This window comes from Paenibacillus sp. MBLB1832 (assembly GCF_032271945.1).
Lineage (GTDB): Bacteria > Bacillota > Bacilli > Paenibacillales > NBRC-103111 > Paenibacillus_E > Paenibacillus_E roseopurpureus.
Map to the genome: position 1 here is coordinate 5,472,501 of NZ_CP130319.1, position 13,413 is coordinate 5,485,913.

The 13,413-nt window shown below is 43.6% G+C and carries 20 protein-coding genes and 1 pseudogene (1 of these 21 cut by a window edge); 2 read left to right on the plus strand and 19 right to left on the minus strand.

Annotated elements, in window-relative coordinates:
* On the plus strand, window positions 1-535 hold the 3' portion of the coding sequence (gene pdaB, locus MJB10_RS24785) for a polysaccharide deacetylase family sporulation protein PdaB (protein ID WP_314799715.1). It extends 248 nt beyond the left edge of the window; 535 of the gene's 783 nt are visible here — the last part of the coding sequence; its start codon lies beyond the left edge, outside the window; it ends in the stop codon at window positions 533-535.
* A 24-nt stretch (window positions 536-559) separates the two neighbouring features.
* Here pdaB and MJB10_RS24790 read toward each other — a convergent pair whose 3' ends face one another.
* The gene (locus MJB10_RS24790; RefSeq protein WP_314799717.1) at window positions 560-1,156 is read right to left on the minus strand and encodes a KinB-signaling pathway activation protein; all 597 of its coding nucleotides are present in this window, start codon (window positions 1,154-1,156) and stop codon (window positions 560-562) included.
* 138 nt (window positions 1,157-1,294) lie between these two features.
* Between MJB10_RS24790 and gerD the strand changes: the two genes are divergently transcribed.
* Window positions 1,295-2,065, plus strand: a complete 771-nt coding sequence (gene gerD / locus MJB10_RS24795; protein ID WP_314799719.1) for a spore germination lipoprotein GerD — start codon at window positions 1,295-1,297, stop codon at window positions 2,063-2,065.
* Between the two features lie 52 nt (window positions 2,066-2,117).
* Here the strand turns inward: gerD and MJB10_RS24800 are convergent, their stop codons facing one another.
* The 18 genes and pseudogenes from MJB10_RS24800 to rpmD all read right to left on the minus strand — a co-directional run bounded on the left by MJB10_RS24800 (window position 2,118) and on the right by rpmD (window position 13,404).
* Window positions 2,118-3,209, minus strand: a complete 1,092-nt coding sequence (locus tag MJB10_RS24800) for an Mrp/NBP35 family ATP-binding protein (RefSeq protein ID WP_314799721.1) — start codon at window positions 3,207-3,209, stop codon at window positions 2,118-2,120.
* Window positions 3,210-3,262: 53 nt separating this feature from the next.
* Window positions 3,263-4,024 (minus strand): N-acetylmuramoyl-L-alanine amidase CwlD, encoded by a 762-nt coding sequence (gene cwlD / locus MJB10_RS24805; RefSeq protein ID WP_314799722.1) that lies wholly within the window; start codon window positions 4,022-4,024, stop codon window positions 3,263-3,265.
* A 90-nt stretch (window positions 4,025-4,114) separates the two neighbouring features.
* Window positions 4,115-4,807, minus strand: coding sequence for a phosphoadenylyl-sulfate reductase (locus tag MJB10_RS24810; RefSeq protein WP_314799723.1), 693 nt, complete (start codon window positions 4,805-4,807; stop codon window positions 4,115-4,117).
* 194 nt (window positions 4,808-5,001) lie between these two features.
* A complete protein-coding gene (rpsI, locus tag MJB10_RS24815) occupies window positions 5,002-5,394 on the minus strand; it encodes a 30S ribosomal protein S9 (RefSeq protein WP_057313444.1) in 393 nt (130 codons plus the stop codon).
* Between the two features lie 18 nt (window positions 5,395-5,412).
* Window positions 5,413-5,851 (minus strand): annotated as a pseudogene (gene rplM / locus MJB10_RS24820) (50S ribosomal protein L13).
* Between the two features lie 174 nt (window positions 5,852-6,025).
* Window positions 6,026-6,787, minus strand: coding sequence for a tRNA pseudouridine(38-40) synthase TruA (gene truA / locus MJB10_RS24825; RefSeq protein ID WP_314799727.1), 762 nt, complete (start codon window positions 6,785-6,787; stop codon window positions 6,026-6,028).
* Between the two features lie 142 nt (window positions 6,788-6,929).
* Window positions 6,930-7,295: a 50S ribosomal protein L17 gene (gene rplQ, locus MJB10_RS24830; RefSeq protein ID WP_163953683.1), complete on the minus strand. Its 366-nt coding sequence runs from the start codon at window positions 7,293-7,295 to the stop codon at window positions 6,930-6,932.
* A 24-nt stretch (window positions 7,296-7,319) separates the two neighbouring features.
* Window positions 7,320-8,264, minus strand: coding sequence for a DNA-directed RNA polymerase subunit alpha (locus MJB10_RS24835; RefSeq protein WP_090826685.1), 945 nt, complete (start codon window positions 8,262-8,264; stop codon window positions 7,320-7,322).
* Window positions 8,265-8,389: 125 nt separating this feature from the next.
* Entirely contained in the window at window positions 8,390-8,785 is a 396-nt protein-coding gene (gene rpsK / locus MJB10_RS24840; protein ID WP_028557470.1) for a 30S ribosomal protein S11, read from the minus strand.
* An 18-nt stretch (window positions 8,786-8,803) separates the two neighbouring features.
* Window positions 8,804-9,172: a 30S ribosomal protein S13 gene (rpsM, locus tag MJB10_RS24845; RefSeq protein ID WP_314799735.1), complete on the minus strand. Its 369-nt coding sequence runs from the start codon at window positions 9,170-9,172 to the stop codon at window positions 8,804-8,806.
* 18 nt (window positions 9,173-9,190) lie between these two features.
* Complete coding sequence (gene rpmJ, locus MJB10_RS24850) at window positions 9,191-9,304, minus strand: 50S ribosomal protein L36 (RefSeq protein WP_003333770.1); 114 nt, start codon at window positions 9,302-9,304, stop codon at window positions 9,191-9,193.
* Between the two features lie 105 nt (window positions 9,305-9,409).
* A complete protein-coding gene (infA, locus tag MJB10_RS24855; RefSeq protein ID WP_009676800.1) occupies window positions 9,410-9,628 on the minus strand; it encodes a translation initiation factor IF-1 in 219 nt (72 codons plus the stop codon).
* A 2-nt stretch (window positions 9,629-9,630) separates the two neighbouring features.
* Window positions 9,631-9,945: a KOW domain-containing RNA-binding protein gene (locus MJB10_RS24860; RefSeq protein ID WP_314799744.1), complete on the minus strand. Its 315-nt coding sequence runs from the start codon at window positions 9,943-9,945 to the stop codon at window positions 9,631-9,633.
* Window positions 9,946-10,698, minus strand: coding sequence for a type I methionyl aminopeptidase (map, locus tag MJB10_RS24865; RefSeq protein ID WP_314799745.1), 753 nt, complete (start codon window positions 10,696-10,698; stop codon window positions 9,946-9,948). It abuts the gene before it with no gap.
* A complete protein-coding gene (locus MJB10_RS24870; RefSeq protein ID WP_314799747.1) occupies window positions 10,698-11,348 on the minus strand; it encodes an adenylate kinase in 651 nt (216 codons plus the stop codon). The genes map and MJB10_RS24870 overlap by 1 nt, the downstream gene beginning before the upstream one ends.
* 86 nt (window positions 11,349-11,434) lie before the next feature.
* Window positions 11,435-12,739 carry a preprotein translocase subunit SecY gene (secY, locus tag MJB10_RS24875; RefSeq protein WP_314799749.1) on the minus strand — a complete coding sequence of 435 codons (1,305 nt, stop codon included), beginning with the start codon at window positions 12,737-12,739 and terminating at the stop codon, window positions 11,435-11,437.
* A complete protein-coding gene (gene rplO, locus MJB10_RS24880; protein WP_314799750.1) occupies window positions 12,739-13,179 on the minus strand; it encodes a 50S ribosomal protein L15 in 441 nt (146 codons plus the stop codon). The genes secY and rplO overlap by 1 nt, the downstream gene beginning before the upstream one ends.
* A gap of 36 nt (window positions 13,180-13,215) precedes the next feature.
* Window positions 13,216-13,404, minus strand: coding sequence for a 50S ribosomal protein L30 (gene rpmD, locus MJB10_RS24885; protein WP_314799752.1), 189 nt, complete (start codon window positions 13,402-13,404; stop codon window positions 13,216-13,218).
* Window positions 13,405-13,413: the final 9 nt, after the last annotated feature.

Here is a 13,413-nt window from a genome sequence, read left to right on the forward strand (position 1 = left end):
AAATGCCACCTTCTTCTTATCTTCACCTTGGAGCAAGAGTCATCCAAACATTGTTGCACAAATTAAGAGTGAAGGCTATGAAATCGGTTCGCATGGCAATAAGTTTGATAATTACAGCAGTCTCAGCGATGAAGATATTCGTAAAGAGATTACGACAGCCCACGGCATTTTGACGGAATTAATCGGTAAAGAACCGAATCTTATCCGACTCCCTAACGGAGATTTCGACAAACGTGTCTTGCGTATTGCCGATGACTTAGGGTATTCGGTTATCCAGTGGGATACGGACTCTCAGGACTGGTTGAATAAAGGTGTAGATTCGATCGTAAACCGCGTAGTTAATAAGGCACATCCCGGTGACATCGTTCTCCTCCACGCCAGCGATTCATCACAGCAAACACAGCAGGCATTACCTGCCATTATCGAGCAGCTGCGTTCCAAAGGTTATCAATTCGTTAGTGTTAGTGAGTTGATTAAGCAGACAGAAGTTGAAACGACTCCTGTTGAGGATCAGGCTATGAAACAAATTCATTAATATATTGAAAAAGAGCTAATCGGATTAGCTCTTTTTGTTTTCCAATATTTTATGCAAGGTCAAAATTTGCCATGCATTACAAACGAACAGCGGCGCCAACATAAAGAGACTTGATGCTGGGTTATCCAATTTTAAAGCAGGTACAGCTTCAAGCACGGTTACCGCACTCATGAAGAAAAGCGTTGGAATAAATGCGTTCTTATTCGTTAACTTAACCTTCCAATAGCTTACCGCTAATGAAATCAATAGGACGATGATTGGCAAAATAACGTAACCCAGCAGTGAATCTGAACTCTCAGAATTCGTTTTTCTCAAATAGACGAGATCGAATACTACAATTACGACGATCGCCACTTGTAAAACATCCCATACCCATTTGGACCGAATCAGACCCATGGCAATAAATCGTACGATTAAGTATGCGAAAAATCCCATTTGACTTAATACGCTTATTGTGGCACCGCCGAGAATCATATTTATTAAATTAAATCCGACGGCTGATAATCCCATCACTGAAAACTCTTTGTCAGAAAATTGAAGTATAAGTCCAATCCCTGTAGAAACAATCATACCGATTAACAATGTTGTCCAAAAAAAATGAAACCATTTACGCAACGTCACGATCTATACCCCCACACATCAACTCTAATTGTTAATTGTACCAACCTTTGCGATAAAAAGCCAATTGTGATCCCTAATAATCTCTCTCTAACCACGCATACTAAGACTATTAAAGTTAAGGGAAGGGAGCATATGGTTATGTCACAGATCAGACTTAGAAAATTGCATGTCCTACCTATGATTTCGATGGCTTTTCTTCTCGCTTCTTGCGGATCCGATACCTCCTCGCAGGGCCAATCTCAAGCCAATACGTATAAAGAAACGAAGACGATGATTCTTGATATTTTGAAATCCGATGATGGCAAAAAAGCCATTAGTGCGGCAAACCGCAGCATTATGAATGGGGATGTCGGTGCAAATGGCGTTGCAGGTCAATCTCAAATTAAGCTGTTGTCCGCGAATGAGTCGCTTCAATTGCAAATGGCTGTTAAGGATGTACTTACGGCCAAAGAAAATAATAAGTTTCTCACCGATATGATGAAGGATCCGAAGTTCGCTGGCGACTTCGCCATGGCGATTCAGAAAGAAACGAAACAAATGTTTAAGGAGCTTCTGAAGGATCCAGCCTACCAGAAATCGCTCATTGACGTCATGAAAAACCCTGATTATGAAAAGATGGTGCTTGATGTAATGAAAACAGCGCCATACCGTCAACAAATGATGACTGTCATGGAAGAATCCATCCAAAGCCCTCTATTTCGGGCGCAGTTGGTGGAATTGCTGAAAACAGCGATTTCACAGCAAAGTAAACCTGATCAAATGCCATCTGCCAAAAGCGCCGCTAAAGAAGGAGAGAAGGCAGGAGAAAAGGAAGGGGAAAAAGAGGGCGAGAAGAAGAAAGATGAGTCATCGGATGACACTGAGAAAAAGGATGGCGAGAAAAAAGACGGCCAAGATTCTGGTTCTTAATGCAAAAAGGAAGAGTAGCAGCACGCCTGCCCTCTTCCTTTCTTTATCTCCGTTACTTTTCTAACTTCGAAATAACCCTGTCTGCCACTTCAAGGTAAATGCGCCCTGCCTTTGAGTCTGCCTTATAAACGGAAGGTGAGTAATCGATTTCCGAAATATGATTATCTGGTGCGCCCAACGGAATTTGTGCAAGCAATTCGCTATGCAGATCTTCCGCAAGCTTCGCACCTCCACCTTTACCAAAAATGTAATCCACATTACCATCTTTGCTCTCATAATAGGACATGTTTTCGACGATCCCTAGAATTTCATGATCTGTCTGAATAGCCATCGCCCCTGCTCTCGCAGCTACAAATGCAGCCGTCGCATGCGGTGTGGTGACAATGATTTCTTTGCTTTGTGGAATCAATTGATGTACATCAAGCGCGACATCCCCCGTACCTGGTGGAAGGTCTAACAGGATGTATTCAACGTCTCCCCAGTTCACTTCGTTGAAGAAGTTGCGGAGCATTTTACCCAACATCGGCCCACGCCACACCACAGGAGCATTATCCTGGACGAAAAAGCCCATCGAAATAACCTTAACCCCAAACTTCTCAACTGGTAAAATGACGTTCTCTACGAGCTGAGGCTGCTCCTCAATGCCCATCATATCTGGAATGCTGAAGCCATAAATATCCGCATCAATGATACCGACTTTTTTACCTTTTCGCGCGAGCGCTACAGCTAGGTTCACAGTTACTGTCGATTTGCCCACGCCACCTTTCCCACTAGCCACAGCAATAAACTCGACGGTCGAGGATTGTCCTAGGATCGGCTGTTGAATCGGAGGTTGAACAGGCTTCTTCTCTGCGTCATGCTTATGGTTGTGCGCAGTTTCTTCCAAGCGGCTGCGTTCATGCTCAGTCATCAATCTGAACCGAATATGTACTTGCTGAACACCTATATTTGCTAAAGTTTGCTGAATGGCAGCTCTAGCTTGCTCTTTGTAACTTTCATCCTCAGTCAAAACGATAAGGCTCAAAGATACGGATTCTTCTTTAATCATCACATCACGGACTAAATTTAATTCAACGATGCTTTTATTAAAATGCGGTTCAATCAGCGTCTGCAACGCTTCAAGTAGTTGTTCCTTCTGAATCATGCTCGATCACACCTTTATAGGGACATTGGTATCGCGGCTTCCATTATACCACATTACGAGGCCGTTCCCACTTTTTCCCCAGCAAAATATCTCAAAATACCTTGGTATACGGAAGCCGCGAGCATTTTTTGATATCGCTCATCCGCCAACAATTTGGCTTCTTCTGGATTTGATAGAAAGCCTACCTCAATCAGCGCGCTTGGGATTTTCAGCGTTTTTAATAAATAGACTGTTTTATCTGCCAGCTTTGCTACACGATCGGTATTTTCCAGATTACGACGCAATTCAGCTTGGATTAAAGCAGCTAAATTCGGATTGTTTGGGTTATTCAAATAATAAAACGTTTGTGCGCCTCGCCACTTCTCAGAAGGAATACTATTCAAATGAATACTAAGGAACAGATCCGCATTGTTTTCTTGAATGAGGTTGGCGCGATTATGGAGATCTTGCGTCTTCCTCTTGCTGTATCCCTTCGTTCCAGATTCTGCAAGGTCTGTATCCGTTTCTCTTGTTAGCACAACAACCGCTCCTGCTTGTTGCAAATAGTCGCGCAGCTGTAAGGTGATCGCCAGGTTAATATCTTTTTCAATCACGCCATCCTTGCTCTCTGCGCCTCCATCAGGGCCACCGTGGCCTGCGTCTAATGCAATTGTTTTGCCGGATAGAGGGAGCGTCCAATCGGACCACGTCTTCGTTGTAGGAAGCTCGTAGGCATAAATAAAGACAACTAGTCCAACCAAAAGTGCTGAAAGCACCAGCTTCATACTTCCGCTCAAGGTCAGCCAAACCACTAACCTTTTCTTTCGTTTACGCATCAAAAAATCCACCTCTGTTCCCCTATAGACTCTGTATCATCTATATGGGACAGGGTGGACAAATATACCAGACTACACGTGGACTCTATCTTATTTGTGCAGCCCACACTCCGTTTTCTCCGAATTCGACCAGCGTCCTGCGCGAGCGTCTTCACCCGGCATCACTTGACGTGTGCAATGGGAGCAGCCGATACTAGGATAGTTACGATCATGAAGCGGATTATAGATCACATTATGCTCACGAATGTAATTCCACACTTGTTCAGATGTCCAAGCCGCTAACGGGTTGAATTTGATCAAACCGAACTTCACATCATATTCCACTTTCTTAGCGTTAGCACGCGTAGGCGCTTGATCGCGGCGGATCCCCGTAATCCAAGCATCATAGTTTCTAAGGATATCCGTCAACGGCTCAACCTTTCGAATGTTGCAGCATTGGTTCGCATCACTCTTCCAAAGCTCTTCACCAAACTGGGCCGCCTGCTCTTCTAATGTGATCTTAGGCAAAACTTGAACAAATTTCGTTCCATAGTGCTTTTCAAGACGCTCTTTGGTTTCATAGGTCTCTTCAAAATGAACGTTCGTGTCCAGATAAAAAATATCTACGTTTGGATTAATCTTCTGAAGCATATCAACCAGCACAACATCTTCAGCACCAAAACTGCAAGCAAGCGTTAGGCTTGGGAATGTATCTACTGCAAGCTTCAATAAAGCCTCTGGTGATTGATTTTCGAATTCTTCCGATGCTTTCGTCACAAATGCTTCTTTCTCGAAAAGATTCATTGTACGATTCCTCCAATAGTCGATAATCCCGACTGTTATTGTATGATTTATACTTAATTATAGCCGACTTCTAAAAGGTGTCAATGACTTTTCATCATTTTGGTATTAACTTCTTTTTCGAGATAAAAAAAGAAAAAACCTTGACGGCCATAAAGCCGAAAAGGTTTTTCTTGGCGTGCCAGAGGCACAATATCTTAACGTTTGGAGAATTGAGGAGCGCGACGAGCGGCTTTCAATCCGTATTTTTTACGTTCTTTCATACGGGAATCACGAGTTAGGAATCCTGCTTTTTTCAAGGATCCACGGTACTCAGGATCAGCTTTCAACAATGCACGGGAGATACCGTGACGAATTGCGCCAGCTTGTCCGCTGATTCCGCCGCCATTTGCAAGAACTAGAACATCGTATTGACCAATAGTTTCAGTAAGAGCAAGTGGTTGCTTAACGATTAGCTTCAATGTTTCTAGACCGAAATACTCATCTAGATCACGTTTGTTGATGATGATACGTCCTTCACCCGGTACTAAGCGCACACGCGCTACCGAATGCTTACGACGACCCGTTCCATAATATTGAACTTGTGCCACGAAACGTTCCTCCTTATATTAACCGCGAAGATTCCAAACTTCTGGTTGTTGTGCTGTGTGCGGGTGCTCTGCTCCACCGTAGACTTTAAGCTTAGTTTTCAAGCTGTCGCCAAGACGGTTTTTTAGGAAGCATACCATGAACTGCGAATTCGATCATGCGATCAGGTTTTGTGTTAAGCAAATCCTGAGCAGATGTCACTTTCAAACCACCTTGGTACAAAGAGTGACGGTAGTACATTTTGTTTTGCATTTTCTTACCCGTAAGCTTAATTTGTGAAGCATTGATAACGATAACGAAATCGCCAGTATCTACGTGTGGAGTGAACTCCGGTTTGTGCTTACCACGGATAATGCTAGCAACTTCACTTGCAAGACGGCCAAGTGTTTGGCCTGCAGCGTCAACAATGTACCATTTACGCTCTACTTCATTTGGCTTCGCCATATATGTCGTGCGCATGCTTAATCCTCCTAAAAATATATCTCAAAATTCATACGTTATAGTTGTTGTTTAACAAAAGCGATGGATAGATATCGGTCATTTGTGATCAGGGGCTGTGGGATAGCCGATCACGAAAGCCAAGTTATATTTTACACGATAAGCTTCTAATAAGCAAGTGGTGAAGTTAACTTTTTAATAGTCGACTTTCCACAAGGTTAACCCCATGGCTTCAGCTGTAGGGCCCGCTAGTGAGCGATCTTGTGCCTCGAGAACACGCAGCATATCACTGGGTGGTCTCTTGCCTTCACCGATCTGTAGCAGCGTTCCTACGATGATCCTGACCATGTTATAAAGAAAACCGTTACCTGTAATAATTAATCGGATTCGATCTACTTTACCCGTTGCTAAATACGCGTCAGATTCCGTCTCCATACGAACCTCGTACAGGGTTCTCACTTTGATTTCCTTATCGGTTCTAACGGTGCAAAACGAAGTAAAATCATGCTCGCCCAGCAAACAAGGGAGCGCCTCTCTCATGGCTTCCACATTCAAATGCGTAGGGTGATGATATTCGTAATTGCGGTGAAAGACATCAGGGAAGCGCGCCGAGCGAATCGTATAACAATACGTTTTACGTTTCGCAGCTTTGCGAGAGTGAAATGTAGGGAGGACTTCTTCCGCGGTATGTGCGACGATATCCTTGGGTAGTCTAGCATTTAGAGCTAAACACCAACGTTCCACTGGAATCTTAGAAGTTGTTGTAAAATTGATGACCTGTGCTTTCGCATGCACACCTGCATCCGTACGTCCTGATGAAATGACTTTCACCGTTTCTCCTGTCAGTAGATAAACAGCTTGTTCCAACCGATACTGAATCGTGTCAGACTTAGGCTGTATCTGAAAGCCAGAATACGCGGTGCCATCATAGCTAATGGTAAACCGTAGATTTCTCAAGGCTTGTTCCTCCATGAGTCATCCTTTCTCCCCAGAAGAGAAAGCTTGTGATAAGCTTCATACTAAGTAGCCGATCTAAGACTGCAAAAAAAAGGGCTTCACCAGAATCTAGTGATTCCGTCCACCCTTTCCCATCCGTCTTCTATGCGCGATCTACTAGCTCTAGGTAAACCATTGGTGCAGCGTCACCGCGGCGTGGTCCCAGTTTTAGGATACGTGTGTATCCGCCTGGACGCTCGGAATAACGAGTAGCCAATTCAGAGAATAGTTTTTGAATCGCATCTTGATTTTCGTTAGCAGCTTCTCTACGAACAAAAGCAGCAACCTGACGGCGTGCATGAAGATCTCCGCGTTTCGCAAGAGTAATTAACTTCTCAGCGATTGAACGAATTTCTTTTGCTTTTGCTTCTGTTGTTTGAATGCGCTCATGTATGAACAGATCCGTTACCAGATCACGAAATAATGCTTTACGATTACTGGAATCGCGGTTCAATTTTCTGTAGTTCATTGAGTTAACCTCCTTCTGACACGATTATTCCTCAGTACGTAGACCTAAACCCAGCTCTTCAAGTTTCTCTTGAACCTCTTCAAGGGATTTGCGACCTAAGTTCCGAACTTTCATCATGTCTTCTTCTGTTTTGGTAATCAGCTCTTGTACGGTGTTAATCCCTGCGCGTTTGAGACAGTTGTAAGAACGAACGGAAAGGTCGAGTTCTTCGATCGTCATCTCAAGAACTTTCTCTTTCTTATCTTCTTCTTTTTCAACCATGATCTCAGCGTCTTTTGCTTCATCCGTCAATCCAACGAATAGGAGCAAATGCTCAGTAAGGATCTTCGCGCCCAAGCTCACTGCTTCTTCTGGTCGAATACTTCCATCGGTCCACACTTCGAGGGTCAACTTATCATAGTTAGTCACTTGGCCGACGCGAGTATTCTCAATACTATAGTTTACCCGAGTAATAGGCGTGTAGATGGAGTCAATTGGAATAACACCAATCGGCTGCTCTTCATGCTTATTTTTGTCTGATTGGACGTAACCGCGCCCTCTGCCCGCATGAATCCTCATATGAAGACGTGCATCAGGAGACAAGGTAGCAATGTGTAAATCCGGGTTAAGAATCTCTACATCGCTATCACCGCGGATATCAGCCGCTGTAATATTACCTTCTCCTTCAGCATCAATTTCTAGCACTTTCTCTTCATCAGAGTGAATTTTCAACGATAAACCTTTCAAGTTGAGGATAATTTCCGTTACATCCTCAAGCACGCCAGGAATCGTTGAAAATTCGTGCAAAACGCCATCGATTTGGACAGAGGTTACTGCTGCCCCCGGCAAAGAGGACAGTAGGATACGACGTAGTGAGTTTCCTAAGGTTGTACCATAGCCACGCTCCAAAGGCTCAATGATAAATCTACCATAAGCGCCATCTTCACTTAATGCTACGGTTTCTATTTTTGGCTTTTCGATCTCGATCATGAAATGTACCCTCCATTCATTACGTCGGTTCCCTCTGGATACTTCGTTGAAAATCTCATAGTATGCCTATCCTTCAAATCATTATTCACGATTTTGGAATAATTATACTACAAAGTGATCCTGAATTATACGCGACGACGTTTTGGAGGACGGCAGCCGTTGTGAGGAACAGGAGTCACGTCTTTAATCAGGTTTACTTCAAGACCTGCTGCTTGCAAAGAGCGAATTGCTGCTTCACGGCCAGCGCCTGGACCTTTAACCATAACTTCAACAGTTTTCAAACCGTGCTCCATCGCTGCTTTAGCTGCTTTCTCAGCTGCCATTTGCGCTGCAAAAGGAGTACTTTTACGGGAACCTTTGAATCCAAGGTTTCCTGAACTTGCCCAAGAAATTGCGTTACCATGAGGATCTGTGATCGTCACGATCGTGTTGTTAAATGTTGAACGGATGTGTGCTACACCGCTCTCAATATTTTTCCGGTCACGACGTTTCGTACGGACAACTTTTTTAGGTTTTGCCATTAGCTCTAACCCCCTTTATTATTTCTTCTTATTAGCTACTGTACGACGAGGACCTTTACGTGTACGAGCGTTAGTTTTAGTACGTTGACCACGAACAGGAAGACCACGGCGGTGACGAAGACCACGGTAGGATCCAATTTCGATTAGACGTTTAATGTTTAAGGAAATTTCGCGGCGAAGGTCGCCTTCTACTTTAAGAGTCTTATCAATTACATCACGGATTTTGCTCACTTCATCTTCTGTCAGGTCGCGAACGCGAGTACTGCCATCGATTCCTGTGGATTCTATGATTTTTTGAGCAGTTGTGTTACCAATACCGAAAATGTAAGTCAACGCGATTACAACTCGCTTATCACGAGGTAAGTCAACTCCAGCTAAACGTGCCATCTACGGATGCACCTCCTTTTAACCTTGTTTTTGTTTGTGTTTCGGGTTTTCGCAAATAACCATAACATTGCCTTTACGGCGAATGACTTTACATTTCTCGCAAATCGGTTTAACCGACGGTCTTACTTTCATTTTAAGCCCTCCTTTTCATCGTAAGCAACCATGTTGCGTTTTCGTGAGAAAACTTGCTTCGTAAGCATACGCCTTGAGAGAGTTAATTCCATCAAAGCCGAACATTTATTTAAAACGGTAGGTTATACGGCCTCTCGTTAAATCATAAGGCGATAATTCTACGGTAACCTTGTCTCCAGGCAAAATGCGGATAAAATGCATTCTGATTTTTCCTGAAACATGGGCTAGGATTTTATGACCATTTTCCAATTCAACTTTAAACATTGCATTCGGAAGAGGTTCAATCACTGTACCTTCTACTTCAATTACATCTTCTTTGGCCACAGTCATTCTCCTTTCTCTTGTGCTTCATCTTGCATTCGTTCAACGAATTTGGCGATTGCGAAACGCAATTTCCCATTAGTGACACGACCTGTTTCCCTAATGCTTGACGCCACTTCACTGCTAATCATTTCTTGTAACTGAAGATGATTCAGGTTCTTCTTCTTCGGTTGATCGAATTTGCGGTGATCGCCGTCGGCAAGCCAGACAAAGCGATGATCCACAAGCCCAATCACGACCGCGTATTCCCCGGGATCTCTACCGCGAAGCACCTTTACGATTTGACCAACTTGCGGAATCTTACTCTCCACTCCATTCACCTACGATCTAGGCAAAGTTAATATTTCATAACCTGTTGCCGTAATAGCAACCGTGTGTTCGAAATGAGCGCATAAAGTACGATCTGAAGTAACTACGGTCCAATCGTCTTCTAGTGTTTGGACATATCTTTCACCAACAACCACCATTGGTTCAATGGCTAAGACCATGCCTGGTTTGAGTCGAGGACCTTTATCGGGTATCCCATAGTTCGGAATTTGTGGTTCTTCGTGAAGATCCGTTCCAATACCATGACCGACATACTCTATAACCACGGAGAAGCCTGCGTCTTCAATACAAGTTTGGATTGCATGCGACAGCGTGTAGAGTCTAGCATCCGGTTTAGCTTCTGCAATGCCTCGATAGAGCGATTGTTCTGTAACAGTCAGCAAACGCTGAGCTGTTTCAGAAATTTCACCGACAGGATATGTCCAAGCAGAATCTCCATGATAACCTTTATATTGAGCGCCGATATCAATCGAAATGATATCACCCTCAACCAGCTTTCTTGGACCAGGAATACCATGAACTAATTCTTCGTTGACTGAAGCACAAATGCTTCCAGGAAAACCATTGTAACCTTTGAATGATGGAATTGCTCCCTGACTGCGAATGAATTCCTCTGCGATCTGATCAAGTTCTTTCGTTGTAATGTTCGGACGAATCGCCCTTGCCAATAAGCGGTGCGTCTCGGCTACGATACGCCCAGCTTCTCGCATTAGGTCTAGTTCAACCTCGGACTTACAAATGATCATTACGCTAGACCTCGTAGCAGTGAGCCAATTTGTTCGGTTACCGCATGAATGTCTTGTTCCCCGTTAACCTCACGCAATAATTCCCTCTTTTGGTAGTAATCCAGCAGCGGAGCTGTCTTGTTGATATACTCATCCAAGCGTGTTCCGACTTTCTCTTCCGTATCATCAGATCGTTGGTACAACTCACCGGAACATTTATCGCATACGCCTTCTTGTTGAGGTGGGTTGAAGATGACATGATACGTAGAGCCACAGGATTTACAAATTCTTCGGCCAGTTAGTCTTGCTAACAGGAAGCTGCGATCAACAGCTAGATTGATAACAACTTCAATCTTCTTACCAAGTGAATTCACAATATCAGACAATGCATCGGCTTGAGCTACCGTTCTTGGAAACCCATCTAGCAAAAATCCTTTATCGCAATCCGGCTGGGCAAGACGCTCTCTCACAATACCGTTCGTAATTTCGTCAGGAACAAGAAGTCCTTTATCTACATATCCTTTTGCTTCAAGACCAAGCGGAGTACCTTGGCTCATTGCTAAGCGAAAAGCATCTCCCGTAGAGATATGAGGTATTTGAAATTCGGAAACGATCTTCTCTGCTTGCGTACCTTTGCCTGCACCAGGAGGCCCCATAAATATTACGTTCACAATTAAAACCTCCCCAACGCACTCGGCATTACGAACAGCACAATAGGTGCCGATGTAGCAGAACATGCCGCACCAGAACCTATTCGCTATTTATTGATAAATCCTTTGTAATGACGCTTAATCAATTGGCTCTCGATTTGCTTCATAGTCTCAAGACCAACGCCTACTACGATAAGTAAAGATGTACCACCTATCTTAACCGAACTAGGCAACCCGGCAAGTCCTCCGAATAGCATCGGAAGAATAGAGATTGCTGAGAGAAACAAAGCTCCAGAAAGAGTAATACGTGTCATTACGCGAGTCAGATAAGTCGATGTGGTTTTACCCGGTCTGATACCAGGTATGTATCCACCATTTTTCTTCATCTGGTCGGCCATTTGTACTGGATTAATTTGCACGAAGGTATAAAAGTAAGTGAACCCGATAATCAGCAATACATAAAGTACAATCGCTAATGGTGCAGTTTGGTTAATACTCAAGTTATTAATAATCCATTCTGCCACTACATTTCCTCTCCAGTAACTTGCAATGGTTGGAGGAAACATCAAAAGTGATAATGCAAAGATTACGGGGATAACACCAGCAGCATTCACTTTAAGTGGAATGTGCGTTGTTTGACCACCATACATTTTACGACCAACTACACGCTTAGCATATTGTACAGGTATCTTACGAACACCTTGTTGTACAAATATAACCCCAGCAATAATCAATACAACGACCACAGCAATGATAATAAACTTCACAATAGTAAGGAACAACGCTGCGTCCGAAGCTACAAGTGATTTATACATTTGCTGAATGCTTGTTGGAATCGCCGCAACGATCCCAGCAAAGATGATAATGGAAATACCATTTCCAATCCCATACTCCGTGATTTGCTCACCAAGCCACATCAAGAAAGCTGTGCCCGCGGTCAACACGATAGCTATTAAAGCAAAGGTTGTAAAGCCAGCATCAATAACCAAACCGCTGTAAAGGCGGTTAAAGCCGATTGATAATCCAAAAGCCTGAATCAAACCAAGCACAATCGTACCGTATCGAGTCACTTGCGTCATTTTCTTTCTTCCAACATCCCCTTCTTTCGCCCATTGCGCAAAGCGCGGGATGACATCCATGGACAAAAGTTGAACGATGATGGAAGCCGTGATGTAAGGCATAATTCCCATCGCGAAGATGGAAAATTGGAATAGCGCACCACCAGAAAACGTGTTAAGCAAACCAAAGACATCACTTTGATTCGCTTGATCTTGAAGTTTCAGAACATCCGTATTAATGTTCGGCACCGGAATAAAAGCACCCAAACGGTAGACGATTAGCAAGATTAACGTAAAGAGAATCCTTCTGCGTAAATCTTCTACTTTGAAGATGTTGGCAATGGTACTGAACATTAAATCACCTCGGTTTGACCGCCGGCAGCTTGGATTTTCTCAATCGCTGATTGAGAGAACTTATTCGCTTTAACGGTTAATTTTACTGTGATTTCACCGTTTCCTAAAATTTTGATGCCATCTTTAGGAGCTTTAACAATACCAGACTCCATCAATACTTCTGGAGTCACTTCAGTACCAGCTGCGAAGTTGTTCAAATCTTCAAGGTTTACGATCGCGTATTCCGTACGGAAACGGTTCGTGAAACCACGTTTAGGTAAACGACGGTACAAAGGATTTTGTCCACCCTCGAAACCAGGACGAACTCCTCCACCGGAACGTGCGTTTTGACCTTTATGTCCGCGAGTTGATGTTTTACCCATACCGCTACTTGTACCGCGGCCAACACGTTTACGAGTCTGACGAGAACCAGTAGCAGAACTTAGCTCATGTAACTTCATCGTTGCACACCTCCTCTAGATCTTAATTTCGTAATTCTATGCTTCGATTTCTTTAACTTCTACCAAATGGCTCACTTGATTAACCATTCCTCTGATCGCTGCATTGTCTTGGTGAACAACAGTTTGGTGCAACTTGCGAAGACCAAGTGTTTTCACTGTAATGCGTTGCGTTTCAGGACGGCCAATCAGGCTGCGCTTTAGGGTAACTTGTAATTGTTTAGCCATGTTTACCCC

Excerpts from the sequence above, each read along its gene's own strand:
- cwlD (WP_314799722.1), bottom strand. The coding sequence starts at position 4,024 with ATGCGTAAACGAAAGAAAAGGTTAGTGGTTTGGCTGACCTTGAGCGGA.
- rpmJ (WP_003333770.1), bottom strand. The coding sequence starts at position 9,304 with ATGAAAGTAAGACCGTCGGTTAAACCGATTTGCGAGAAATGTAAAGTC.
- secY (WP_314799749.1), bottom strand. The coding sequence starts at position 12,739 with ATGTTCAGTACCATTGCCAACATCTTCAAAGTAGAAGATTTACGCAGA.
- MJB10_RS24800 (WP_314799721.1), bottom strand. The coding sequence starts at position 3,209 with ATGATTCAGAAGGAACAACTACTTGAAGCGTTGCAGACGCTGATTGAA.
- rpsK (WP_028557470.1), bottom strand. The coding sequence starts at position 8,785 with ATGGCAAAACCTAAAAAAGTTGTCCGTACGAAACGTCGTGACCGGAAA.
- rpsM (WP_314799735.1), bottom strand. The coding sequence starts at position 9,172 with ATGGCACGTTTAGCTGGAGTTGACTTACCTCGTGATAAGCGAGTTGTA.
- map (WP_314799745.1), bottom strand. The coding sequence starts at position 10,698 with ATGATCATTTGTAAGTCCGAGGTTGAACTAGACCTAATGCGAGAAGCT.
- rpmD (WP_314799752.1), bottom strand. The coding sequence starts at position 13,404 with ATGGCTAAACAATTACAAGTTACCCTAAAGCGCAGCCTGATTGGCCGT.
- rplO (WP_314799750.1), bottom strand. The coding sequence starts at position 13,179 with ATGAAGTTACATGAGCTAAGTTCTGCTACTGGTTCTCGTCAGACTCGT.
- MJB10_RS24835 (WP_090826685.1), bottom strand. The coding sequence starts at position 8,264 with ATGATCGAGATCGAAAAGCCAAAAATAGAAACCGTAGCATTAAGTGAA.
- MJB10_RS24810 (WP_314799723.1), bottom strand. The coding sequence starts at position 4,807 with ATGAATCTTTTCGAGAAAGAAGCATTTGTGACGAAAGCATCGGAAGAA.
- rplQ (WP_163953683.1), bottom strand. The coding sequence starts at position 7,295 with ATGAACTACAGAAAATTGAACCGCGATTCCAGTAATCGTAAAGCATTA.
- gerD (WP_314799719.1), top strand. The coding sequence starts at position 1,295 with ATGTCACAGATCAGACTTAGAAAATTGCATGTCCTACCTATGATTTCG.